The following is a 21,691-nucleotide window of genomic DNA, read 5'->3' as shown; positions in this document are numbered from 1 at the left end:
GCCGCCCACGCGCGGACGAGCGCCAGTTTGTCAACGTCGGTTGACACATCCGGTCGTGTCAACTACGGTTGACGCATGGACGAGGCGACGGCGACCGGTGAGCAGCCTCGCGGGGTGCTCGAGGAGCTCGCGGCGCTCGCCGCGACGCGGCGCGATCTCGAGCGCGAGGAATCGGCGCTCGCGAGACGCGCGAGAATGGAGGGGTTCCCCTGGCAGGCGATCGCCGACGCGCTCGGCGTGAGCCGCCAGGCGGTGCACAAGAAGCACGGCAAGCGGTGACGGCCGCGCACGACGACGGAAGCGAGACATGAGCGAGCGACGCGGGATGCTCCGACGCCGGGGCGACGACGGACCGCGCGCGAGCGTGCGCGAGCTGCTGCCCTACCTCTTCCCGAAGAAGGGGCTGCTCGCCGGTGCGATCGTGCTCTCGGTGCTCGGCGCGGCGTTCGCCCTCGCCCAGCCGCTCATGGCGCAGGAGCTCATCGCGCGCGTCGAGCAGTCGCGGCCGCTCGAGTGGTTGCCGTGGCTGCTGCTCGCGGTCGTCGTCATCGGCGCGGTCGTCGACGGCTTCCAGCACTTCCTGCTGCAGGTGCTCGGCGAGCACGTCGTGCTGCGCACGCGCCGCACGCTCGTCGGCTCGATGCTGCGGCTGCCGATCGCCGAGTTCGACGCGCGCCGGGTCGGCGACCTCGTGAGCCGCGTCGGCAGCGACACGACGCTGCTGCGCGCGGTGCTCACGCAGGGCCTCGTCGAGTCGATCGGCGGCGTGCTCACGCTCGTCGGCGCCGTGATCGCGATGCTCATCATCGATCCGCTGCTGCTCGGCCTCACCGTGCTCGTGCTCGCGGTCGCGATCGGCGCGATGCTCGTCGTCATGCCGCTCCTCACGCGTGCCTCCGGCGCTGCGCAGGAGCAGGTCGGGCACCTCACGAGCGCGCTCGAGCGCGCGATCAGCGCCGTGCGCACGGTGCGCGCCGCGGGTGCGACCGCGCGCGAGGTCGACGGCATCGGCGAGCGGGCGGGCGACGCCTTCCGCGCGGGCGTGCGGGTCGCTCGCATCTCGGCGCTCGTCGTGCCGATCTTCGGCATCGCCGTGCAGCTCGCGTTCCTCGTCGTGCTGGGCGTCGGCGGCCTGCGGGTCGCGACGGGCGAGATCGCCATCTCGCAGCTCGTCGGCTTCCTGCTGTTCCTGTTCCTCATGATCATGCCGCTCGGCCAGCTCGCCGGCGCGATCTCGGCGGTGAGCGTCGCGCTCGGCGCGCTCGGCCGCATCCAGGAGATCGTGCGGCTCCCGTCCGAGGCGGATGCGGATGCGCGCGTCGCGCTCGAGCCTCGCGCGGGTGCGCCCATGGTCGCCTTCGACGGCGTGACCTTCGCCTACCCCTCGGCCGACGAGCCGCGCACCGTGCTCGAGGACGTCTCGTTCGAGGTGCCCGCAGGCTCGCGCACGGCGCTCGTCGGCCCCTCGGGTGCGGGCAAGTCGACGACGTTCGCGCTCATCGAGCGCTTCTACGACGCGACCGCCGGCCGCGTCGTCGTCGGCGGCAGCGACGTGCGCGACGTCGATCGCGAGAGCCTCCGCTCGCTCATCGGCTACGTCGAGCAGGACGCTCCGGCGCTCGCCGGCTCGCTGCGCGAGAACCTCCGGCTCGGCGCGCCCGACGCGACCGACGAGCGGCTGCTCGAGGCGCTCGACGCCGTCAACCTCGGCGACCTCGTGCGCCGCTCGCAGCAGGGCCTCGACACCGAGGTCGGCGAGGCCGGCGTGCTGCTCTCGGGCGGCGAGCGGCAGCGGCTCGCGATCGCACGGGCCCTGCTCGCGGCGACGCCCGTGCTGCTGCTCGACGAGTCGACCGCCAACCTCGACGCGCGCAACGAGGCGTCGCTCAAGGCGGCGCTCGACGTCGCGAGCGAGGGCCGCACGACGCTCGTGATCGCGCACCGGCTTGCGACGGTCGTCGACGCCGACCAGATCGTCGTGCTCGACGGCGGCCGCGTGCTCGCGCGCGGCACCCACGAGGAGCTGCTCGACTCGTCGCCGCTCTACCGCGAGCTCGCGGCGCACCAGCTGCTCGCACCCGCCGCGGTCGCCGAGTAGCCGTCCCGAGACGGAGAGCGCCGGCCCGCTGATGCGGACCGGCGCGCCTCAGGGATCAGCTCAGGCGAACGGGTTCGGCATGAGCGTGTACTTGGTCTCGAGGTACTCGTGGATGCCCTCGGCGCCGCCCTCGCGGCCGAGGCCCGATTGCTTCACGCCGCCGAAGGGGCCGGCGGCGTTCGAGACGACGCCGACGTTGAGGCCCATCATGCCGGTGTCGATCAGGTCGATCATCCGCTGGCCGCGCTTCGTGTCCTCGGTGAACACGTAGCCGACGAGGCCGTACTCGGTCGCGTTCGCGAGCCGCACGGCGTCCTCCTCGGTCGAGAAGCGCTGGATCGCGACGACCGGGCCGAAGATCTCCTCGATCGAGACGGCCATGTCCGCGGTGACGCCGTCGAGCACGGTCGGCTCGAAGAACGAGCCGGGGCCCTCGATCGCCTTGCCGCCCGTGACGAGCGTCGCGCCGTCGCCGACGGCCGACTCGACGAGCCGCACCGCGTTGTCGACGGCCTTGTCCTCGACGAGCGGCCCGATCTGCACACCCTCCTCGGTGCCGCGGCCGATCTTCATGGCCTTGACCGCCTCGCCGATGCGGCGCGAGAACTCATCGGCGACCGACTCGTGCACGATGAACCGGTTCGCCGCGGTGCAGGCCTGGCCGATGTTGCGGAACTTCGCGAGCAGCGCGCCCTCGACCGCCTTGTCCAGGTCCGCGTCCTCGAAGACGACGAACGGCGCGTTGCCGCCGAGCTCCATCGACGACTTCAGCACGTTGTCCGCCGCCTGCTTCAGCAGCTGCACGCCGACGGGCGTCGAGCCGGTGAAGGAGACCTTCCGCAGCCGCGGGTCGGCGAGCAGCCGCTCCGAGAGCGCGCCGGTCGACTTCGTCGTGATGACGTTGACGACGCCCTTGGGCAGCCCCGCCTCCTCGAGCAGCGCGACGATCGCGAGCGTCGTGAGCGGCGTGAGCGTCGCCGGCTTCACGACCGCGGTGCAGCCGGCCGCGAGCGCCGGGCCGAGCTTGCGCGTCGCCATCGCGAGCGGGAAGTTCCAGGGCGTGATGAGGAAGCACGGGCCGACCGGGCGGTGCGTGACGATCATCTGGCCGGTGCCCTCCGGCGTCATCGAGTAGCGGCCGTCGATGCGCACCGCCTCCTCCGAGAACCAGCGCAGGAACTCGCCACCGTAGGCGACCTCGCCGCGCGCCTCCGCGAGCGGCTTGCCCATCTCCATCGTCATCAGGAGCGCGAACTCCTCCTTGCGCTCCTGCAGCAGGTCGAACGCCTTCCGCAGGATCTCGCCGCGCACGCGCGCCGGCGTGCGGGCCCAGGCGTCCTGAGCGGCGACCGCCGCGTCGAGCGCGCGCACGCCGTCCTCGACGGACCCGTTCGCGATCTCCTTGATGACCTCCCCCGTGGCGGGGTCGCGCACCTCGATGGTGCCCTGCTCGCCGTCGATCCACTCGCCGCCGATGAACAGCTTGCCGTGGACGGCGTCGAGCACCTCCGCCTCGCGGCTCGATGTCGTCTGGGTCACGCTCATGGGGACTCCTTGGTCGAGAGGGATCGGGAGTGATCGCATGCGATCGGGGCTGACGCGCCATCGCGACGACGCCACCCCACCAGCCTACGCTTCGACGCGCTCCCGCTCCGGCTCGGGTTCCGCGCTCGCACCCGTGCGCGGCTCCTTCGCGAGCTTCGACGGCCACCACGTCTTCGGACCGATGTCGAGGGCGAGCGCCGGCACGAGCAGCGAGCGCACGAGCGTCGTGTCGATGAGCACGCCGAGCGCCACGATGATCGCGAGCTGCAGCAGGAACAGCACCGGGATGACGCCGAGCGCTGCGAACGTCGCCGCGAGCACGACGCCGGCCGAGGTGATCACACCGCCCGTCACTCGCAGCCCGCGCAGCACGCCTGCGCGATGACCGCGCTTGCCCACCTCTTCGCGCACGCGCGTCATGAGGAAGATGTTGTAGTCGACACCGAGCGCGACCAGGAAGACGAATGCGAACAGCGGCACTGCGGGATCCATGTCGGGGATGCCGAGCCCCTGCAGGATGAGCGCACCGACGCCGAGCGCCGTGTAGTACGAGAGCACGGTCGTGGCCAGCAGCATCGCCGCGGCGACGATCGAGCGCAGCAGCACCATCAGGATGAGCCCGATGACGAGCAGCACGATCGGGATGATGACGGCGCGGTCCCTCGAGGATGCGTCGTTCGTGTCGATCGCGGTCGCGGTCGTGCCGCCGACGAGCGCCTCGTCGGTGACGTCGTGCGCCGCCTGGCGGATCTCGCGCACGACCTCCTGCGCCTCGGTCGAGTCCGGGGCGTCGACGAGCGTCGCCTGCAGGAGCACGCTGCCGTCGACGACCGTGGGCTCGAATGCGGCGAACGGCGACGCGGGATCGGCCGGCCACGGGAGGGTGCCCGAGGGCGAGTCCTCGCTCGCGAGCGCGAGGCTCTCGACGCCGTCGATGTCGACGACCGCCTCGGCGACCGCGTCGAGCTCCCTCTCGGGAGTGACGATCTGCGTGGGCGTGCCAGAGCCGCCGGGGAAGTGCTGCGAGAGGAGCGCCTGACCGTCGCGAGCCTCCGACTCACCGACGACGAAGTCGCTCGAGGGCACGCCCTCGGCGCGCAGCTGCGTGACGCCGAGCGCACCGGCACCGAGCACGAGCGCCGTGACGATCCACACCGTGCGGGCGCGGCGGTCGACGAGGTTCGAGACGGCTCCCCAGAGGCCCTTGCCGTCAGCCTTGACGCGCGGCTTCTCAGGGGTCGGCGCGACGGGCCAGAAGGCGACGCGGCCGAAGGCGAGCAGCAGCGCCGGCAGCAGGGTGAGGCCCGCGAGGATCGAGGCGGCGATGCCGATCGCCGCGACCGGGCCGAGCTGCTGGTTCGAGACGAGGTCGCTCAGCAGCAGGCACAGGAGGCCGGCGATGACGGTGCCGCCCGAGGCGATGATCGGCTCGAACGAGCCCTTGAGCGCGGCGACGGTCGCCTGCCACCTCGACCGCGTCTGCCCGAGCGCCTCGCGGAAGCGCGCCGTGTAGAGCAGGCCGTAGTCGGTCGCCGCACCCACGACGAGGATGAAGAGGATGCCCTGCGTCTGTCCGCTGAGCGTGAGCACATCCGCCTTCGCCAGCTCGAAGACCACGAGGATCGCGAGGCACAGGGCGGCGACCGACGTGAAGAGCACGAGGATCGGCAGCAGCGGCGAGCGGTAGACGATCACGAGGATCACGAGCACGGCGGCGAGCGCGACGAGCAGCAGCAGCCCGTCGATGCCGCCGAAGGCCTCGGCGATGTCGGCGGTGAAGCCGGCCGGGCCGGTGACCTTCGACTCGACGCCGGCACCGATATCGGTGTCCGCCACGAGCGCTCGCAGCTCGCCGACGAGGTCGCCCACCTCGCCCGACGCACCCGAGCTGTCGAGCAGCGCCACGATCTGCGCCGCCTGCCCGTCCTCGCTCGGCACGACCGGCGACGCCCGCACGACGCCCTCGAGCCCTGCGATCTCCTCCTGCAGCGCGGTGACCGACTCCACCGCGGATGCGTCGAGCTCGTCGTCGGAGGCGGCCACCACGATCGCGGGGATCTCGTCGTCGCCGAGGAACTCGCCGAGCTGCTCCTGCACGAGCGTCGACTCCGCGCTCGACGGCAGGAAGCTCGACTGGTCGTTCGACACGACGCTCGAGAGGCTCCCGAAGGTCGGCCCGCCGACGCCGGCGGCAGCGAGCCAACCGAGGATCAGGACCGCGGGGAGGAGGACGCGCAGCCACCTGGGCACGCGCCAGGAGGACGACGAGTGGGGCGTGGATCGCGCGGACACTTAGCCAGTCTATCTGTTAGGCGCTCTACGTAAAGGCCGCAAGGCGATCGCTCCGAAACCGTCTTGAACGACAGGCGGCCTACATGGAGGGCAAGTACACCTTCGAGCTAGTGTCGGCGCGTGACCTGCACGCCGCCGTCGCGCATCTCGTCGAGCGCCGTCGCGCGCGTCTCGGGCGACACGGCCGACGTGAGCGCGTCGATGACGGTCACGGTCAGGCCGGCGAGCGCGCCGTCGAGCGCCGACGCCTTCACGCAGTAGTCGGTCGCGATGCCGACGACGTCGAGCTCGTCGATGCCCTGCTCCTCGAGCACCTCGCCCAGCGTCTCCCCCTCGTCGGTCGTGCCCTCGAACGCGGAGTACGCGGGCTTGCCCTGCCCCTTCTTGATGTGCACGTCGATCGCGAGCGCGTCGAGCGCCGGGTGGTACTCGGCGCCGGGCGTGCCTGCGACGCAGTGCACGGGCCAGGTGCCGACGAAGTCGGGTTCCCCGGCTGCGAAGTGGCCGCCATTGTCGCCCTCGGCGTCGTGCCAGTCGCGGCTCGCGACGACGAGGTCGTAGGAGTGCGTGCGCAGGTGCTCGGTGATGGCGGCGGCGACCGCCGCTCCGCCCTCGGTGCCGAGCGCGCCTCCCTCGGTGAAGTCGTTCTGCACGTCGACGATCAGGATGCCCTTGGCCATGGCCCCAGGGTACGACGAAGCCTTCGTGCTACGCGGTGCTACGCTCCACGCATGGAATCGATCAGCCACCGCGAGATGCGAAACCGCAGCAGCGAGGTGCTGCGAGCAGTGGCCGCCGGCGAGTCCTTCACCGTCACGAACCACGGGACCGCAGTCGCACGGCTCGTCCCTGTGGAGCGCGTCCCGACCGATCTGCCGATCGCTCGACGGGCCTCGCGGCACGGCGGCTTCGCTGCGCTGCGTCGACACCTGATCGCTGGGCGCTCCGCCGACGACCTCGAGGACCTGCGGGGCGAGCGGTGACACTCGCGTACCTCGACACCTCCGCTGCAGCCAAGCTGCTCATCGAGGAGCCCGAGTCGGCCGCGCTCGCGGAATGGGCGGACGACGCGTCGGTCGAGCTCGTCGCCACGCTCCTGCTCGAGACCGAGTTGCGTCGGCTCGCGGTCCGGCGCGACGTGCCTCAGATGGCCGTCTCGTCGATCCTGGACGGGGTATCGCTCTACGAGCCGTCCGCCAGCCTCTACCGCGAGGCCGGCATCCTGCCGGGAGCGACGCTGCGCTCGCTCGATGCTCTGCACCTGGCCGGCGCGCTGCGGCTCGGCGTCGATGCGATGGCGACGTACGACGATCGGCTCGCAGACGCCGCGCGGTCCATCGGCCTCGCAGTGGTCGCCCCCTCCTGACGCATCGTTCCGCCCGGCGATCGCCGCCACTATCGTGACCGCCATGGTGTCGCGCACGGCCAACTTCTGCTTCGACGCATCCGACCCCATCGCCCAGGCGCAGTGGTGGTCGCAGGTGCTCGACGACTTCGAGGTGATGCCCGACGGCGCGTGGAACGAGCACGAGGCCGAGCTGCGCGGCCCGGGCGGCCGCTGGCTCGAGTTCCTCAAGGTGCCGGAGCCCAAGGTCGTGAAGAACCGCATGCACATGTGCCTGCGCCCGGTCGGCACGACGTGCGATGCGGAGGTCGCACGCATCGTCGGGCTCGGCGCGAGCATCGTCGACGACCGCCGCGGACTCGAGGACGGCGGATGGGTCGTGCTGGCCGACCCGGAGGGGAACGAGTTCTGCGTGCTCGGGACGCCCGCCGAGGAGGCGGGCATCGCGCGAGCGTAGGCGAGGGCAGAGACGGCGAAGGCCCCGTTGTCGCGGGGCCTTCGTGCTGGTGCCGCCTCGGAGAATCGAACTCCGGACCTATTCATTACGAGTGAATCGCTCTGCCGACTGAGCTAAGGCGGCGTGCCGAGGCACGATCAACGATACTACCGCATGCCCAGAGCCCCCGGCGAACGCTTGACCGGCCCGCGCACGCTCCCCCAGGCTCGACGCATGACGGCGACCGCGTGGCAGCTCCGACGGGCCGAGCCCACCGCATCCGACCTCGAGCAGGTCGACGCGTGGTGGCGCGCGGCGAACTACCTGAGCGTCGGGCAGATCTACCTGCTCGCGAATCCGCTGCTGCGCGAGCCGCTCGAGCGCGAGCACCTCAAGCCGCGGCTGCTCGGCCACTGGGGCACGACGCCAGGCCTCACGTTCGTGCAGGCGCACCTCAACCGCATGATCCGCGAGCGCCGCCAGCGCACGCTCTTCGTCACCGGTCCCGGTCACGGCGGCCCGGGGGTCGTCGCGGCCACCTACCTCGAGGGCGTCTACAGCGAGCGCTACCCCGACGTGAGCCTCGACGCAGGCGGCATGCAGCGGCTCTTCCGGCAGTTCTCGTTCCCCGGGGGCATCCCGAGCCACACGGCGCCCGAGACCCCCGGCTCGATCAACGAAGGCGGAGAGCTCGGCTACTCGCTCGCGCATGCCTACGGCGCGGCGTTCGACGATCCCGACCTGCTCGTCGCGTGCGTCATCGGCGACGGCGAGGCCGAGACGGGGCCGCTCGCCGCGTCGTGGCACAGCAACAAGCTGCTGAACCTCGCCGCCGACGGCGCCGTGCTGCCGATCCTGCACCTCAACGGCTACAAGATCGCGAACCCGACGCTGCTCGCCCGCATCCCCGAGGAGGAGCTCGTCGCGCTCATGCGCGGCTACGGGCACGAGCCGCTCGTCGTCGAGGTCGGCACCGACGGCGAGCCGCCGCTCGAGGCGCACGGGCGCTTCGCCGCGGTGCTCGACGATGCGGTCGACCGGATCGCTACGATCAAGGCGGATGCGTCGGCGGGCCGGCTCACCGCTCGCCCGGCCTGGCCCATGATCGTGCTGCGCAGCCCGAAGGGATGGACCGGCCCAAGCGAGGTCGACGGCACCCGCATCGAGGGCACGTGGCGAGCGCACCAGGTGCCGCTCTCCGGCGTGCGGGACGACGACGCGCACCGGGAGCTGCTCGCCGAGTGGCTGCGCTCCTACCGCCCGGACGAGCTGTTCGACGACCGCGGCGCGCCCGTGCCGCTCGTCGCGAGCCACGCGCCGGAGGGCGAGCTGCGGATGGGCGCGATCCCGGTCGCGAACGGCGGCGCGGCGCGAGAGCCGCTGCGGCTCCCCGACGTCCGCGGCCACGCGGCCGAGGTCCGTGCGGACGCGCGCGGCGCCGACGACGCCGAGGCGACCGCGATCCTCGGCGCGTGGCTCGCCGAGGTCATCCGCGACAACCCCGAGACGTTCCGCATCTTCGGGCCGGACGAGACCGCATCCAATCGCCTCGCGCCGAACGTCTACGCGTCGACCGACCGGCAGTGGAACGCCGAGACGCTGCCCGGCGACGAGCACCTCGCGCCGACCGGTCGGGTGATGGAGGTGCTGAGCGAGCACCTCTGCCAGGGCTGGCTCGAGGGCTACCTGCTCACCGGCCGCCACGGGCTGTTCAACACCTACGAGGCGTTCGCGCACATCGTCGACTCGATGGTCGGCCAGCACGCGAAGTGGCTCGAGTCGGCCGCGCGCGTACCGTGGCGCGAGCCGATCGCGAGCCTCAACACGCTGCTCTCGAGCCACGTGTGGCGGCAGGACCACAACGGCTTCAGCCACCAGGACCCGGGCTTCATCGACGTCGCGCTCAACAAGAGCCCGGAGGTCGTGCGCGTCTACCTGCCGTTCGACGCGAACACCCTGCTCTCGACTGCCGACCACTGCTTGCGCTCGACCGGCTACGTCAACGTCGTCGTCGCGGGCAAGCAGCCAGCGCCGCAGTGGCTCTCGATGCCCGAGGCGACCGCGCACTGCGAGCGCGGGCTCGGCGTGCTGCCGTGGGCGGGCACCGAGACGGCGGACCGGGCCCCGGATGCCGTGCTCGCGGCCGCGGGCGACGTCCCGACGCTCGAGGTGCTCGCCGCCGCGTCGCTGCTGCGCGAGCGCGTGCCCGAGCTGTCGCTGCGGGTCGTGAACGTCGTCGACCTCACCCGCCTGCAGAGCGAGGGGCAGCATCCGCACGGATTGCCCGACGCCGAATTCGACGCGATCTTCACGCGCGACCGGCCGGTGGTCTTCGCGTACCACGGTTACCCGTGGCTCATCCACCGGCTCACCTACAAGCGCGCGGTGCACGACGACCTGCACGTGCGCGGCTACGTCGAGCGCGGCACGACGACGACGCCGTTCGACATGGTGATGCTGAACGACCTCGATCGCTACCGGCTCGCGATGGACGTCGTCGAGCGCGTGCCGGGCCTGGCAGAGTCGTGCGCGGACGTGCTCGAGGAGTGGGCGGATGCGCGCGCTCGCGCCCGTGCATACACTCGCGAGCACGGCGTCGACATTCCCGAGGTCGCCGACTGGCTGTGGCAAGGCGACGGGCCCGCGGAGTAACGCTCCGCGGTCCCGCCCGCGGATCAGCGGCGCAGCACGATCCTGGGTGTCGGCAGCAGATCGGCGCGTGCGGGATGCTGGCGAGCACGGCCGTGCCGCTCGAGCAGTGCGCGGAGCCGCCGCTCGGTCACGATGCTCGGCTGCCGGTGTCGCCGGGGTCGGCGGACGGATGGCTCGACCACTCCGACGGGGCCCGGCTCGTCGGATGCGGCGGTGACCGCGCGGCGCAGCTCCACGCCGTGCTCGTGCACCTCGGGGAGGCGCACGGCGAGCGAGGGCGGCGCGGTCGCCGCGAGGCGCCACGGACCATCGGTGCGGATCACGGGCTCCGGCTCGACGGTACCCGTCATCCCGAGGACGGCGGTGCGGGTGCGAGCGGGCTGGAGCTCGGCGACGATCCGCCACTGGCCCGGCCCCGGTCCCGCCTTCTCGACTCGCAGTCGGCCGGCGTGGATCTCGTGGTGATGAAAGCTGCAGACGAGGATGCCGTTGTCGATGTCGGTCTTGCCGCCGAGCTGCCAGGGCACGATGTGGTGCGCTTCGCACCAGGCGGCCGGCATGCCGCAGCCGGGCACGCGGCAGCCCTTGTCGCGCTTGGCGAGCGCGCGCCGCTGCGCGCGGTTGAAGATGCGCTTGGTGCGGCCGAGCCACAGCGGGTGGCCGTGCTCGTCGACGATCAGCTGCTCGATGGCGGCGTGGCAGAGGAGCTGGTCGACGCCCTCGATCGGCACCAGGCTGCCGGTGTGCTCGATCGTGAGGGTCCGCTCGGGGTGGGACAGGCCCTGCCGGTGGGCGTCGTACGCGTCGATGGTGCCGACGTAGGTGAGCACGGGCGGCTCGCCGCCGGCGACCGGCGCGTCGCCGGAGCCGGCGTGCGCCGTGATCAGCGCGATGACCGCGTCGTGCCCCTTCTGCTCCGGCGTGCGGTCGTCGAGCGACGGTTCCCCCTCGACCGTCCCGTCGCAGTCGGTGCCGTCGCAGCCGCCTCGCGCGCAGCGGTCGTCGTGGAAGGCGACCTTGACGCGAGGACCGCCCCACGCATCCGCCATCGCCTTGAGCTTGGAGCCCTCCTCGGCGGGCGAGCGCATGGTCGTCAGCCATGACCCGTCGGACTGCTGCCGGACGCGCAAGTACCGCATCGCCCGCTGCCGCTCATCGTTCGGCAGCACCCCGTCCGGATCCAGCAGCGCCACGCAGCGGCGCGCGAGCACCGTCAGCTGCTCCGGCGGCAGCGGCATGCCCGGGTCGGTCGCGTGACCGACGAGCGACTGCTCCGCGACGCGAAGCTGCTCGACGTCGGCGCGCGGCGCTGCCGGCTCCAAGGTCGAGACGATCGCCTGCGCCTGCGCGAACGAGAGGTCACCCGTCGCGAGCCCAGCCGCGACCGCCGGGTACTTCGCCGGGATGTCGGCGCCGGTGATCCCGATCGACGGGGACGTCGCCCGCGCCATGACGAGCAGGTCGAGCGCGCGGCCCGGGCGCATGCCGAACGCCCGCCCGAGCGCTTCCTTCGGATGCCGGGCACCGAGCAGCAGGCACAGCGGCTCGTCGACAGGGCCCTGCGAGCGCTCCTCGACCTCGTGCGCGAGCCGCACCTGCAGAGCCTCAGCAACGCGGGTCAGCTCCGCGACGCAGCCGAGGATCTCCACCACGTCGCCGCTCGAGGCTCGAGCGAACGCGGGAGCACCCGCGAGCAGCGCCCGAGCGGCCTCGACCGCCGCTCTGGCCTGCTCGGTGCTCGACATCGCTGCCTCCCTTGCGAGCAGAGTAGGTGTGGCCACCCACATCCACTCCCGACCTCGCTTGCGCGAACACTAGGGGTGACCACCCACATGCCTCGCCGCACGAGCTGTGACGAGGCAGCGCCCGTCACGGTCGACCGCGGAGCGAGCGCTCAGCAGTCGAGATCGGCGGTCGGCGCGACCCCGGTCAGGAAGTACTCGTTCACAGGCCGATCGACGCACGCGTTCGGCATCGGCGCGTAGTACTGCCCGTGGCCCTCGGCGTCGACCGAGATGAGCACGCCCGACTCGAGCATGTCCGCGAGCGCCACGGCTTGCTCGTAGGGCGTCGCCGGGTCGTTGCGACCGCCGATCACGATGATCGGGTCGGCGCCGGGCGCGGTGATCGGGTGCGGCTCGCGCGTCGCCTCGAACGGCCACGCGGCGCAGCTGCTGAGCCCGACGAAGCCGGGCCCGAGCGTCGGCGCAGCCGCCATGACCTCGGCGCCGTTCGCGCGCACCTCGTCGAAGTCCGTCACGGCCGGCGCGTCGAGGCAGCTGACCGACACGAGCGCCTCGTAGGAGTTGTCCTCGAACGTGCCGTCCGGGCGCACGCCGTAGTACGCATCCGCTTCGGCGTACGCGCTCTCGCCGCTGCCCGACATCACGTCGGCGATCACGCCGCGCAGCACCTGCCACTGCAGGTCGCTGTAGAGGTTGGCCGCGATGGCGATGAAGAACGCGCCGGAGCCGAGCTGCCGGCCGTCGGCCACCTCGATCGGGTCGGCGTCGAGCCCGTCGATGAGCGCGCGGGTCTGCTCGAGCGCCTCCTCCTGCGTGCCGGTGAAGGGGCAGTCGCGCTGCCGCAGGCAGTCGGCGACGAAGTTGCCGTACGCGAGCTCGAAGCCCGCGGCCTGGAAGAGGGTGCCCTCGAACTCGGAGCGGTCGGGCGCGACCGCGGCGTCGAGCACCATGCGGCCGACGTTCTCGGGGAAGAGGTCGGCGTAGGTCGAGCCGATGAGCGTGCCGTACGAGACGCCGAGGTAGTTGAGCCGCTCCTCGCCGAGCAGCGCCCGCATGAGGTCCATGTCGCTCGCGACCTGCTCGGTGCCGACGAACTCGAGGTAGGGGCCGGTGTGCTCGAGGCACGCGTCGGCGAACCACTGCGCCGACTCGAGCTGCAGCTGCAGGTCCTCGTCGCTCAGCGGCTCAGGCGCGGGGCCGTCGGGGAGCCCCCACATCCAGTCGTAGAACTCCTGCGGGTCGTCGTAGCAGGAGATGGGCGTCGAGCCGCCGACCCCGCGGGGGTCGAAGCCGACCAGGTCGTAGTGCTCCCGCACCTGCGGCGGGAGCAGGTAGTCGGCGTACTGCGAGACGTAGTCGACGCCGGATGCGCCGGGGCCGCCGGGGTTGTAGAGGATCGCGCCCTCGCGCTCGCCGGTCGCGGGGGCCACGACGACCGAGAGCTCGATGTCGTCGTCGACGGAGCCGAACCAGTCCATCGGCGCGGTGATCGTGCCGCACCAGCTGCCGCCGCACGACGCCCAGTCGACGTCCTGTCCGTAGTACTGCTCGAGCCCGGGCGCGGCGTCCTCCCCGGTCGGCGCCCACTGCGGCCCCGCGACGCTGCTCTGGCCGGTCGGCGGCGCAGCCGCGGGCGGGGCCGGCAGGACGAGGCAGCCGGTGAGCGCGAGGAGCGCGGCGGCCGCGACCGCGAGGGCGGCCGGGCCGCGAGAGCGATGCATGGTTCCTACGGTATTCGGCGCGGCTATGCGAGCCGCATCAGCGGCGCTGCGCGGCGCGCGCGGCGCTCACGAGCATCGCCTCGAGCGCGAGCAGCGGCGGCACGTTCGCCTCGATGCGCTCGCGCGCGACGCGGATCTGGTCGAGCACGTCGATGACCGACGCGCGCGCGAGGTAGTCGGCCGCCGCCTGCACGGTCGGCCGCATCGCCTCGTTCACGAGCTCGCGGCCGACGCCGAGCTGGGTGATGAGGATGTCGCGGTAGAGCGAGAGCAGGTCGACGAGGATGCGGTCGACGCCGTCGCGCATGCCGCGCTTCGCGCGCTGCTTCTGCGCGTCCTCCAGCTCCTTGAGCTGCCGTCGCAGCTGCGGCGGCACGGTGCCGCCCGGCTCGACGCCGAGCTGCCGCAGCGCTTGCGCGCGCTCGGCCTCGTCGCGCTCGGCCGAGAGCGCGTCGGCGTCGGCGGTCGCGATCTCGACGTAGCGCGCGGCGGCGAGCACCGCCGACGAGGCGGTCGAGACGCGCATCGCGATCTGCAGCGTCTCGGCACGCCGGGCGCGCGCCTCCTCGCTCGTCGCGAGCCGGCGCGCCATGCCGATGTGGCTCTGCGCCTCCCGGGCGGCGCGCTCGGCGACGCCCGGGTCGACGCGGTCGCGCTCGACGAGCAGCCGCGCGACCTCGACCGGGTCGGGCACCTGCAGGTTGACGGTGCGCACGCGCGAGCGGATCGTCGGCAGCAGGTCGGCCTCGCTCGGCGCGCAGAGGATCCACACCGTCTCGGGCGGCGGCTCCTCGAGCGCCTTCAGCAGCGCGTTCGAGGTGCGCTCGGCCATCCGGTCGGCGTCCTCGACCACGACCACCCGGTAGCGGGCGGTCGAGGGCGCGAGGGAAGCGCGCTGCACGACCGCCCTCGCTTGCGCGATCGTGATGAGCACGCCCTCGGTCGAGAGCGTGACGAGGTCGGGGTGCGTGCGCGCCTCGACGAGCGTCTCGACCTCCGGCTCGATGCCGTCGGGGCCCGAGAGCAGCGCCGCGGCGAACGCGTACGCGAGGTTCGAGCGACCCGATCCGGGCGGACCGGTGAGCAGCCACGCGTGCGTCATCGCGCCGTGCTCGTCGCCCTCCGCATCGGCCGCGGCGGCGCGGCGCAGCTGCGCGACCGCGTCGGCCTGGCCGACGATCTCGCTCCAGCCGCCCATCGCTCCCCCTGGCTCTCGCTCAGCGTCCGGCAGCGAGCATCCCACGCACGTGCGACATGACGCGCTCGTGCACAGCCTCGGGGCTCCCGGATGCGTCGACGACGGCGAAGCGCGCCGGCTCGGCCTCGGCGAGGGCGAGGTAGGCGGCGCGGACGCGCTGCGCGAAGTCGAGGCCCGTCTGCTCGAGCCGGTCGAACGGCGCGTCCTCGCGAGCGGCCATCCGCTCGCGCCCGTCGGCGGGATCGAGGTCGAGCAGGATCGTCAGGTGCGGCAGCAGCCCGTCGACCGCCCAGAGCGAGAGGTCGCGGATCTGCCGCCCGTCGAGCTCCCGACCGGCGCCCTGGTAGGCGACGGACGAATCGAGGTAGCGGTCCTGCACGACGACGTCGCCGCGCTCGAGCGCGGGGCGCACGAGCGTCGCGACGTGCTGCGCGCGGTCGGCGGCGTAGAGCAGCGCCTCGGCGCGCGGGGCGACGTGGCCGTCGGTGTGCTGCACGAGCCGGCGGATCTCGACGCCGAGCTCGGTGCCGCCGGGCTCGCGCGTGCGCACGACCGAGCGGCCCTCCGCCTCGAGCGCCGCCACGAGCATCCCCGCTTGCGTCGACTTGCCGGAGCCGTCGCCGCCCTCGAGGGTGATGAACGCGCCGGTCACGACTCGGTGGGCTTCTTCGCCGCGGGCTTCTTCACGGGCGCCTTCTTCGCGGCCGGCTTCTTGGCGGCCGGCTTCTTCGCCGCGGGCTTCCGCGCGGGCTTCTTCGCCGGCCCCTTCTCGCGCTTGATCTGCAGCAGCTCGATCGCGCGCTCGAAGGTGATGCCCTCGACGTCCTCGCCTCGCGGGATCGTCGCATTCGTCTCGCCGTCGGTGACGTAGGGGCCGAAGCGGCCGTCGCGCACCTTCACGGGCTTGCCCGACACGGGGTCGGCGTCGAACTCCTTGAGCGCGCTCGCGGCCTTCCGCGCGCCGTACTTCGGCTGCGCGAAGCGCTCGAGCGCCTGCTCGAGCGTGATCGAGAAGATCTGGTCCTCGTCGTCGAGCGAGCGGGTGTCGGTGCCCTTCGAGAGGAACGGTCCGTAGCGGCCCGGGCGGGCGGAGATCTCCTCGCCCGACTCCGGGTCGACGCCCACGACGCGCGGCAGCGACAGCAGCTTGAGCGCCGTCGGCAGGTCGACCGACTCCGGCTCCATCGACTTGAAGAGCGACGCGCGGCGCGGCTTCGGCGCCGCCTTGCCCTTCTTGGGCGCGACGGGCTTGCCCTCGTCGTCGAGCTCGACCGGCAGCGCCTCCTCGATGTACGGGCCGAAGCGGCCGTTCTTCACGACGACGTCGAGCCCGGTCTCGGGGTGCTGCCCGAGCACGCGGTCCTCGGCCGGCTCGGCGGCGAAGAGCTCCGCGGCCTTCTCGGGGGTGAGCTGGTCAGGCGTGAGGTCCTCGGGGATGTTGGCGCGCTTGACCTCGCCGTCGGCGTCCTGGCCCTCGAGGTAGGGCCCGTACTGGCCGACGCGCAGCGTGACGCCATCGGCGACCGGGATCGAGTTGACCGCGCGCGCGTCGATGTCGCCGAGGTTCTCGACCGTGCTCTTGAGGCCCGGGCGCTCGTCGCTCCCGAAGTAGAAGCGGCGCAGCCACTCCTGCCGGTCGAGGTCGCCGTCGGCGATGCGGTCGAGGTCGGCGAGCATCTCTGCGGTGAAGTCGTAGTCGACGTAGTCGCCGAGGTTGTCCTCGAGCAGCTTGATGGTCGAGAACGCGATCCAGTTCGGCACGAGGGCGCCGCCGCGCAGCGTGACGAAGCCGCGCCGCACGATCGTGTCGATGATCGAGGCGTACGTCGACGGGCGGCCGATCTCGAGCTCCTCGAGCGCCTTCACGAGGCTCGCCTCGGTGTAGCGCGGCGGGGGCGTCGTGACGTGGTCCTTGCGCTCGAGCTCGACGAGCGAGACGGGGTCGGACTCCTTGACGTCGGGCAGGTTCGCGTCGCCCTCGGCGTCCTCCGCGTAGCGCGAGGCGTCCTTGCCCTCCTCGTAGGCGTGCAGGAAGCCCGGCTCGGTGATGACGGTGCCGGACGCGGTGAACTCGGCGACCCCGCGGCTCGTCTTCTCCGAGGCGATCGTGATGGTCGCGGTCTGACCCGTCGCATCGATCATCTGGCTCGCGACGGTGCGCTTCCAGATGAGCTCGTAGAGGCGGTGCTCGTTCGGGGTGAGGGATGCCTTGACGTCGGCCGGGGTGCGGAAGGCGTCGCCCGAGGGGCGGATCGCCTCGTGCGCCTCCTGCGCCGACTTCGACTTGCCCGAGTAGTGGCGCGCGGCCTGCGGGATCGATCCCTTGCCGTAGAGCGCGGTCGCCTGCTCACGCGCCGCCTTGATCGCCTGCGCCGAGAGCGCGGGCGAGTCGGTGCGCATGTAGGTGATGTAGCCCTGCTCGTACAGCGACTGCGCGACCGACATCGTCTGCTTCGCCGAGAGCTTGAGCTTGCGGCCGGCCTCCTGCTGGAGGGTCGAGGTCGTGAAGGGCGCCGAGGGACGACGGCGGTAGGGCTTCGACTCGACGCTCGCGACCTGGAAGGCGGCCAGCTCGAGCTCGCTCGCGAGCGACTCGGCGGCCTCCTGGTCGAGGATCGTGCGGACGCCCTTGATCTGACCGCGGTCGTCGAAGTCGCTGCCGGTCGCGACGCGCGCGCCGTCGAGCCGCACGAGGCGGGCGCCGAAGCGCGATCCCTCGGCCTCGAACTGCGCGGCAAGGCTCCAGTAGGCGGCGGGCACGAACGCCATGCGCTCGCGCTCGCGGTCGACGATGAGGCGCGCGGTCGGCGACTGCACGCGACCGGCCGACAGGCCCTGCCGCACCTTGCGCCACAGCACGGGGCTCACCTCGTAGCCGTAGAGCCGGTCGAGGATGCGGCGCGTCTCCTGCGCGTCGACGAGCGGCATGTTGAGCTCGCGCAACTGGTCCTTGGCCTGCTCGATCGCGTCCTTGGTGATCTCGTGGAACACCATCCGCTTGACCGGCACCTTGGGCTTGAGCACTTCGAGCAGGTGCCACGCGATGGCCTCGCCCTCGCGGTCCTCATCCGTCGCGAGGATGAGCTCGTCGGCGTCCTTGAGCGCCTTCTTGAGCTCGGAGACGGTCTTCTTCTTCTCGTCGCTCACGACGTAGTAGGGCGCGAAGCCGTTGTCGACGTCGACGGCGAACTTGCCGAAGGCGCCCTTCTTGAGGTCGGCGGGCAGGTCTCGGGGGCTCACGAGGTCGCGGATGTGGCCGACGGAGGCCAGCACCTGGTAGCCCTCGCCGAGGTACCGCTCGATCGTCTTTCCCTTCGCCGGGGACTCGACGATAACGAGCTTCTTGCCCATGCTCACGCTCACTGCTCTATAGGTAGGGGGATCGATCCGAGAGGATCACCTCGACACAATACACATGCAGTCGTTGCGCTCTCACGGCGGCGGACCGGCCCGAGCGGTGGCGGATGCGTGCCACGGACCGACCGGGACGACGACCGTCACGCTCGCCTCGAGACCGCGCAGCGAGCAGCGCTCGAGCCGTGCGCCGCTCGCTCCCACGACCGCTTGCGCGAGCCCGCACGGCGCGCCGTCGGCGTAGCCGGAGAGCGCATCCGCGGCCGCGAGCGCGCCGGCGTCGGCCGCCGCGGCCGCCCGCGCTTGCGCGATGGATGCGGTGCCCGCGCCCACGACGAGCAGCCCGAGCAGGAGCGCCGCCATCGCGACCGCGAGCGCGAGCACGGCGCCGCTCCCCCGCTCGTCGTCCCACTCCCCCTCCCCGTGGTCGAGTGGGCCCCGCGCCCGTTCGTCGAGTAGGCCCGCAGGGCCGTATCGAGACGCCACCGCTACCTGCCCTCGCCGTGCGCGCAGCTCCGCGCGACGAGCGTCAGCGCTCCCGCGAGCGCGGGCCGCTCGAGCACCGCGCACACGAGCTCGCCGTCCCCCTCGAGCCGCAGCGCCGCCCCGTCGGCGTAGGCCGCAGGATCGTCGCCTCTTCCCGCCGCCCTCGCTGCGGCGCCCGCCGACTGCTCGAGCCCGACCTGCGCCGCCGCAGCGGCGACCGCAGCGACGGCGAGCCCGATCGCGAGCACGGCCGCCGGGAGCGCCGCAGCGAGCTCGGCCGTGACCGCACCGAGCTCGCCGCGGCGCGCGCTACTGCACGGTGAGCGCACGCTGGACCATGTCGGTCAGCACCGCTCGCACCTCGTCGGAGCGCAGGATCACCACCAGCAGCCCCGCGAACCCGACCGCGGCCATCGTGGCGATGACGTACTCGGCGGTCGCCGCGCCGTCCTCCTCGTGCGCGAGCCTCTCGAGCATCCGCATGCTCGCCTCCTTCCCTCAGGAGGCCAAGGGTGCGGCAGGAGCCGGTGAGCGCGAGCGGCCCGCGGGCGCGCCTGTGGAGAGCGCCGAGTCGAAGTGCTCAGCGCTCGGGCGAGCGCTCGTCCGAGGGACCGACGTCGTCCGTCGCGACCATGGGGTGCGGAGCACCGGCGGAGCTCGCGAAGAGCGCAGCGATCCAGTTGACGACGGCGTTCCAGGCGTTGCGCATGACCCGAACCTAGCCGACGCGGCGCTCGCTCACCCGAGCGGCGCGAGCGCGCCGTCGAGCATCGACACCACGAGCGGCACGATGGCGAGCAGCGTGAAGGCGGGCAGCACGCACGCGCCGAGCGGCAGCGCGAGCTGCACCGCCGCGCGCTGCGCACGCGCCTCGCCGTCGAGCCGGGCACGCGTGCGAGCGGCGGTCGCCTCGGCGAGCAGCAGCCCGCGCACCGGCACTCCGGCGCGCTCGGCGAGCGCGAGCGCCGCGTCGAGGTCGTCCCAGCCGCTCGCCTCGAGCCGCGCATCGCGGAGCGCGCGAGCCGCCGCGGCTCGCGCGCGATCCGCTGCGCCGCCGCCCGCGAGCGCCACCGCGACGAGGTCGAGCGCGAACCCTGGCGCCGGATCGCCGCGCGCGGCGCGACGCACGATCGCCCGCGACCATCCCCACGCTCCGACCATCAGCAGCCCGCCGGCGGCGATCGACCACGAACCGACCCCGCCGCCGGTCGCGGCGCCCAGCACGTCGAGCCCGAGCGCGAGCCCGAAGCCGAGCCCGACGACCGGCAGCAGCATGACGAGCCGCGCGGTCGCGCGCGGCCCCGCGAGCGCAGCCTCGAGCGCGCGCCGCTGCGCCGCCTGCTCGCGCAGCAGCCCGGCCAGCCGCTCGAGCGTCGGTGCCATCGGTGCGCCCGACTCGCCGGCGACGGCGAGCACCGCGCGCACGAGGCCGCCGGATCGCGCGTCGAGCGCCGACGCATCCGTGCCGAGCTCCGTCCACGCACGCGCGAGCGGCAAGCCACCCTCCACGAGCGCGGCGAGCCGGTGCACGGTCGTGGCGGTCTCGTCGAGCCCGGCGGCCCCGCCGCTCATCGCTGGCGCACCACGAGCCGCTCACCGTCGAGCGCGAGCTCCCCGATCGCGGCGACCCGGCGGCGCCCGTGCGCGTCGCGCTCGACGTGCAGCACCGCGTCGAGCGCGCTCACCGCCTGTCGCGCGAGCGCCGGCGGCGAGAGGCCGGCGAGCGCACCGAGCCCCTCGAGCCGGGCGGGGACGTCGTCGAGCGAGTTGGCGTGCAGGGTGCCCGCGCCGCCGTCGTGCCCGGTGTTGAGCGCCGAGAGCAGCTCGCGCACCTCCGCGCCGCGGCACTCGCCCAGCACGAGCCGGTCGGGCCGCATCCGCAGCGCCTCGCGCACGAGCTGCTCGAGGCCGATCGCGCCGGCGCCCTCGGCGTTCGCCTGCCGCGCCTCGAGCGCGACGACGTGCGGGTGCCGGATGCGCAGCTCGGCGACGTCCTCGATCGTCACGATGCGCTCGGCGGACGATGCGCTCGAGAGCATCGCGCCGAGCAGCGTCGTCTTGCCCGAGCCCGCCGCACCGGTCACGAGCACGTTCGCACGGTGCTCGACGAGCTCGCGCACCCGATCGAGCGGCACGTCCGCGAAGCAGCCGCCCGCATCGAGCTCGTCGAGCGAGAGCGGGTGCACCCGCGGCAGCCGGATCGAGAGCTGTGCGCCGGCAACCGCGATCGGCGGCAGCACGGCGTGCACGCGGATGCCGTCGTGCAGCCGCACGTCGACGCACGGCGTCGCCTCGTCGACGTGCCGGCCGCCCGCCGCGACGAGGGCGACCGCGAGTGCCCGCGCCCGCTCCGGCGCGAGCCGCACCGGCGCGCGCTCGGCGCCCGCGCCGCGGTCGACCCACACCTGCCCGCCGGTGACGAACACATCCGTCACCGCCGCTTCCGCCACGAGCGGTGCGAGCTCGGCGAACTCGCGCAGCGGCGCGCCGGCCGCGCTCGTCCGCGCCGGCCCCACGTCGACCGCGCGCTCAGCACCGGCGACGAAGGGGACGCCCCGCGATCGAACCTGCACGAGAGCGCACGGTAGCCGCGTGACCGCGACTCCGCCGGCCCGACGCATCCGCCTGTGGAGGACGAGCGAGGCGGCGCCCACCGGGGGAAGAGGACGCCGCCGCAGGAGTACGGATGGGGGATCCGTCGGTCACCTGCTCGCGTCGGCAGGGCCGACGACGCAATGCTAGGCACGCAATCATGCGCAACCGGGAGCAGCACGGCGGCGCGCGCATCGGCGCGTGCATAGACTCGACCGCGGACGAAG

At 72.9% G+C, this 21,691-nt stretch carries 20 protein-coding genes and 1 tRNA gene; 6 read left to right on the top strand and 15 right to left on the bottom strand.

Annotation, left to right across the window (positions count from 1 at the left end; genetic code table 11):
- Nucleotides 1–75: 75 nt before the first annotated feature.
- Both ACP7BI_RS01610 and ACP7BI_RS01605 read left to right on the top strand, forming a co-directional pair.
- Entirely contained in the window at nt 76–279 is a 204-nt protein-coding gene (locus tag ACP7BI_RS01610; protein WP_425843239.1) for an AsnC family protein, read from the top strand.
- A gap of 28 nt (nt 280–307) precedes the next feature.
- Entirely contained in the window at nt 308–2,098 is a 1,791-nt protein-coding gene (locus ACP7BI_RS01605) for an ABC transporter ATP-binding protein (RefSeq protein ID WP_425843237.1), read from the top strand.
- A 60-nt stretch (nt 2,099–2,158) separates the two neighbouring features.
- Here ACP7BI_RS01605 and ACP7BI_RS01600 read toward each other — a convergent pair whose 3' ends face one another.
- The 3 genes from ACP7BI_RS01600 to ACP7BI_RS01590 form a co-directional block, all read right to left on the bottom strand.
- A complete protein-coding gene (locus tag ACP7BI_RS01600) occupies nt 2,159–3,643 on the bottom strand; it encodes an NAD-dependent succinate-semialdehyde dehydrogenase (protein WP_425843235.1) in 1,485 nt (494 codons plus the stop codon).
- A gap of 84 nt (nt 3,644–3,727) precedes the next feature.
- Entirely contained in the window at nt 3,728–5,935 is a 2,208-nt protein-coding gene (locus tag ACP7BI_RS01595; RefSeq protein WP_425843233.1) for an MMPL family transporter, read from the bottom strand.
- A gap of 107 nt (nt 5,936–6,042) precedes the next feature.
- Nucleotides 6,043–6,615 (bottom strand): nicotinamidase, encoded by a 573-nt coding sequence (locus ACP7BI_RS01590; protein ID WP_425843231.1) that lies wholly within the window; start codon nt 6,613–6,615, stop codon nt 6,043–6,045.
- Nucleotides 6,616–6,666: 51 nt separating this feature from the next.
- Here ACP7BI_RS01590 and ACP7BI_RS01585 point away from each other — a divergent pair, with 51 nt between their 5' ends.
- From ACP7BI_RS01585 to ACP7BI_RS01575, 3 genes are read left to right on the top strand one after another with little or no spacing between them, the layout of a single operon-like run.
- Entirely contained in the window at nt 6,667–6,918 is a 252-nt protein-coding gene (locus tag ACP7BI_RS01585; RefSeq protein WP_425843229.1) for a type II toxin-antitoxin system Phd/YefM family antitoxin, read from the top strand.
- Entirely contained in the window at nt 6,915–7,301 is a 387-nt protein-coding gene (locus ACP7BI_RS01580; protein ID WP_425843228.1) for a type II toxin-antitoxin system VapC family toxin, read from the top strand. Before ACP7BI_RS01585 ends, ACP7BI_RS01580 begins: the two co-directional genes overlap by 4 nt.
- A gap of 43 nt (nt 7,302–7,344) precedes the next feature.
- Nucleotides 7,345–7,737 (top strand): VOC family protein, encoded by a 393-nt coding sequence (locus tag ACP7BI_RS01575; protein ID WP_425843226.1) that lies wholly within the window; start codon nt 7,345–7,347, stop codon nt 7,735–7,737.
- Between the two features lie 47 nt (nt 7,738–7,784).
- Here ACP7BI_RS01575 and ACP7BI_RS01570 read toward each other — a convergent pair.
- Nucleotides 7,785–7,860: transfer RNA gene (locus ACP7BI_RS01570), tRNA-Thr, on the bottom strand.
- 90 nt (nt 7,861–7,950) lie between these two features.
- On the opposite strand from ACP7BI_RS01570, the gene ACP7BI_RS01565 reads away from it, so the two are divergent.
- Nucleotides 7,951–10,368: a phosphoketolase family protein gene (locus ACP7BI_RS01565; RefSeq protein ID WP_425843224.1), complete on the top strand. Its 2,418-nt coding sequence runs from the start codon at nt 7,951–7,953 to the stop codon at nt 10,366–10,368.
- 23 nt (nt 10,369–10,391) lie between these two features.
- On the opposite strand, the gene ACP7BI_RS01560 is transcribed toward ACP7BI_RS01565, so the two are convergent.
- The 11 genes from ACP7BI_RS01560 to ACP7BI_RS01510 all read right to left on the bottom strand — a co-directional run bounded on the left by ACP7BI_RS01560 (nt 10,392) and on the right by ACP7BI_RS01510 (nt 21,445).
- Nucleotides 10,392–12,113, bottom strand: a complete 1,722-nt coding sequence (locus ACP7BI_RS01560) for a DUF222 domain-containing protein (RefSeq protein ID WP_425843222.1) — start codon at nt 12,111–12,113, stop codon at nt 10,392–10,394.
- A gap of 149 nt (nt 12,114–12,262) precedes the next feature.
- On the bottom strand, nt 12,263–13,834 hold the full coding sequence (locus ACP7BI_RS01555) for an alpha/beta hydrolase (protein ID WP_425843220.1): 1,572 nt from the start codon (nt 13,832–13,834) through the stop codon (nt 12,263–12,265).
- Between the two features lie 37 nt (nt 13,835–13,871).
- Nucleotides 13,872–15,032: a DNA polymerase III subunit delta' gene (locus tag ACP7BI_RS01550; RefSeq protein WP_026372594.1), complete on the bottom strand. Its 1,161-nt coding sequence runs from the start codon at nt 15,030–15,032 to the stop codon at nt 13,872–13,874.
- Between the two features lie 19 nt (nt 15,033–15,051).
- Nucleotides 15,052–15,684 carry a dTMP kinase gene (gene tmk / locus ACP7BI_RS01545; RefSeq protein ID WP_425843218.1) on the bottom strand — a complete coding sequence of 211 codons (633 nt, stop codon included), beginning with the start codon at nt 15,682–15,684 and terminating at the stop codon, nt 15,052–15,054.
- Nucleotides 15,681–18,383, bottom strand: a complete 2,703-nt coding sequence (gene topA / locus ACP7BI_RS01540) for a type I DNA topoisomerase (RefSeq protein ID WP_425843545.1) — start codon at nt 18,381–18,383, stop codon at nt 15,681–15,683. Before topA ends, tmk begins: the two co-directional genes overlap by 4 nt.
- An 81-nt stretch (nt 18,384–18,464) precedes the next feature.
- Nucleotides 18,465–18,872, bottom strand: a complete 408-nt coding sequence (locus ACP7BI_RS01535; protein ID WP_425843216.1) for an Rv3654c family TadE-like protein — start codon at nt 18,870–18,872, stop codon at nt 18,465–18,467.
- Nucleotides 18,873–18,874: 2 nt separating this feature from the next.
- The gene (locus ACP7BI_RS01530; protein ID WP_425843214.1) at nt 18,875–19,201 is read right to left on the bottom strand and encodes a hypothetical protein; all 327 of its coding nucleotides are present in this window, start codon (nt 19,199–19,201) and stop codon (nt 18,875–18,877) included.
- A complete protein-coding gene (locus tag ACP7BI_RS01525; RefSeq protein WP_425843212.1) occupies nt 19,182–19,355 on the bottom strand; it encodes a DUF4244 domain-containing protein in 174 nt (57 codons plus the stop codon). The genes ACP7BI_RS01530 and ACP7BI_RS01525 overlap by 20 nt, the downstream gene beginning before the upstream one ends.
- Nucleotides 19,356–19,452: 97 nt before the next feature.
- Nucleotides 19,453–19,581, bottom strand: coding sequence for a hypothetical protein (locus ACP7BI_RS01520; protein WP_425843210.1), 129 nt, complete (start codon nt 19,579–19,581; stop codon nt 19,453–19,455).
- 29 nt (nt 19,582–19,610) lie between these two features.
- Nucleotides 19,611–20,444 carry a type II secretion system F family protein gene (locus tag ACP7BI_RS01515; RefSeq protein ID WP_425843208.1) on the bottom strand — a complete coding sequence of 278 codons (834 nt, stop codon included), beginning with the start codon at nt 20,442–20,444 and terminating at the stop codon, nt 19,611–19,613.
- Entirely contained in the window at nt 20,441–21,445 is a 1,005-nt protein-coding gene (locus tag ACP7BI_RS01510; protein ID WP_425843206.1) for a TadA family conjugal transfer-associated ATPase, read from the bottom strand. The genes ACP7BI_RS01515 and ACP7BI_RS01510 overlap by 4 nt, the downstream gene beginning before the upstream one ends.
- Between the last annotated feature and the right edge of the window lie 246 nt (nt 21,446–21,691).

It is taken from the genome of Agrococcus sp. TSP3-2-1 (assembly GCF_049897585.1).
In the GTDB taxonomy this organism is placed as follows: Bacteria; Actinomycetota; Actinomycetes; order Actinomycetales; family Microbacteriaceae; genus Agrococcus.
The sequence above is the reverse complement of the archived record's forward strand: the minus strand, read 5'-3'. Positions and strand labels throughout refer to the sequence as shown.

Coding starts and splice junctions, on each gene's coding strand:
- ACP7BI_RS01610 (WP_425843239.1), top strand. CDS start 76: ATGGACGAGGCGACGGCGACCGGTGAGCAGCCTCGCGGGGTGCTCGAG.
- ACP7BI_RS01605 (WP_425843237.1), top strand. CDS start 308: ATGAGCGAGCGACGCGGGATGCTCCGACGCCGGGGCGACGACGGACCG.
- ACP7BI_RS01600 (WP_425843235.1), bottom strand. CDS start 3,643: ATGAGCGTGACCCAGACGACATCGAGCCGCGAGGCGGAGGTGCTCGAC.
- ACP7BI_RS01590 (WP_425843231.1), bottom strand. CDS start 6,615: ATGGCCAAGGGCATCCTGATCGTCGACGTGCAGAACGACTTCACCGAG.
- ACP7BI_RS01585 (WP_425843229.1), top strand. CDS start 6,667: ATGGAATCGATCAGCCACCGCGAGATGCGAAACCGCAGCAGCGAGGTG.
- ACP7BI_RS01575 (WP_425843226.1), top strand. CDS start 7,345: ATGGTGTCGCGCACGGCCAACTTCTGCTTCGACGCATCCGACCCCATC.
- ACP7BI_RS01565 (WP_425843224.1), top strand. CDS start 7,951: ATGACGGCGACCGCGTGGCAGCTCCGACGGGCCGAGCCCACCGCATCC.
- ACP7BI_RS01560 (WP_425843222.1), bottom strand. CDS start 12,113: ATGTCGAGCACCGAGCAGGCCAGAGCGGCGGTCGAGGCCGCTCGGGCG.
- ACP7BI_RS01555 (WP_425843220.1), bottom strand. CDS start 13,834: ATGCATCGCTCTCGCGGCCCGGCCGCCCTCGCGGTCGCGGCCGCCGCG.
- ACP7BI_RS01550 (WP_026372594.1), bottom strand. CDS start 15,032: ATGGGCGGCTGGAGCGAGATCGTCGGCCAGGCCGACGCGGTCGCGCAG.
- topA (WP_425843545.1), bottom strand. CDS start 18,383: ATGGGCAAGAAGCTCGTTATCGTCGAGTCCCCGGCGAAGGGAAAGACG.
- ACP7BI_RS01525 (WP_425843212.1), bottom strand. CDS start 19,355: ATGCGGATGCTCGAGAGGCTCGCGCACGAGGAGGACGGCGCGGCGACC.
- ACP7BI_RS01520 (WP_425843210.1), bottom strand. CDS start 19,581: ATGCGCAACGCCTGGAACGCCGTCGTCAACTGGATCGCTGCGCTCTTC.
- ACP7BI_RS01515 (WP_425843208.1), bottom strand. CDS start 20,444: ATGAGCGGCGGGGCCGCCGGGCTCGACGAGACCGCCACGACCGTGCAC.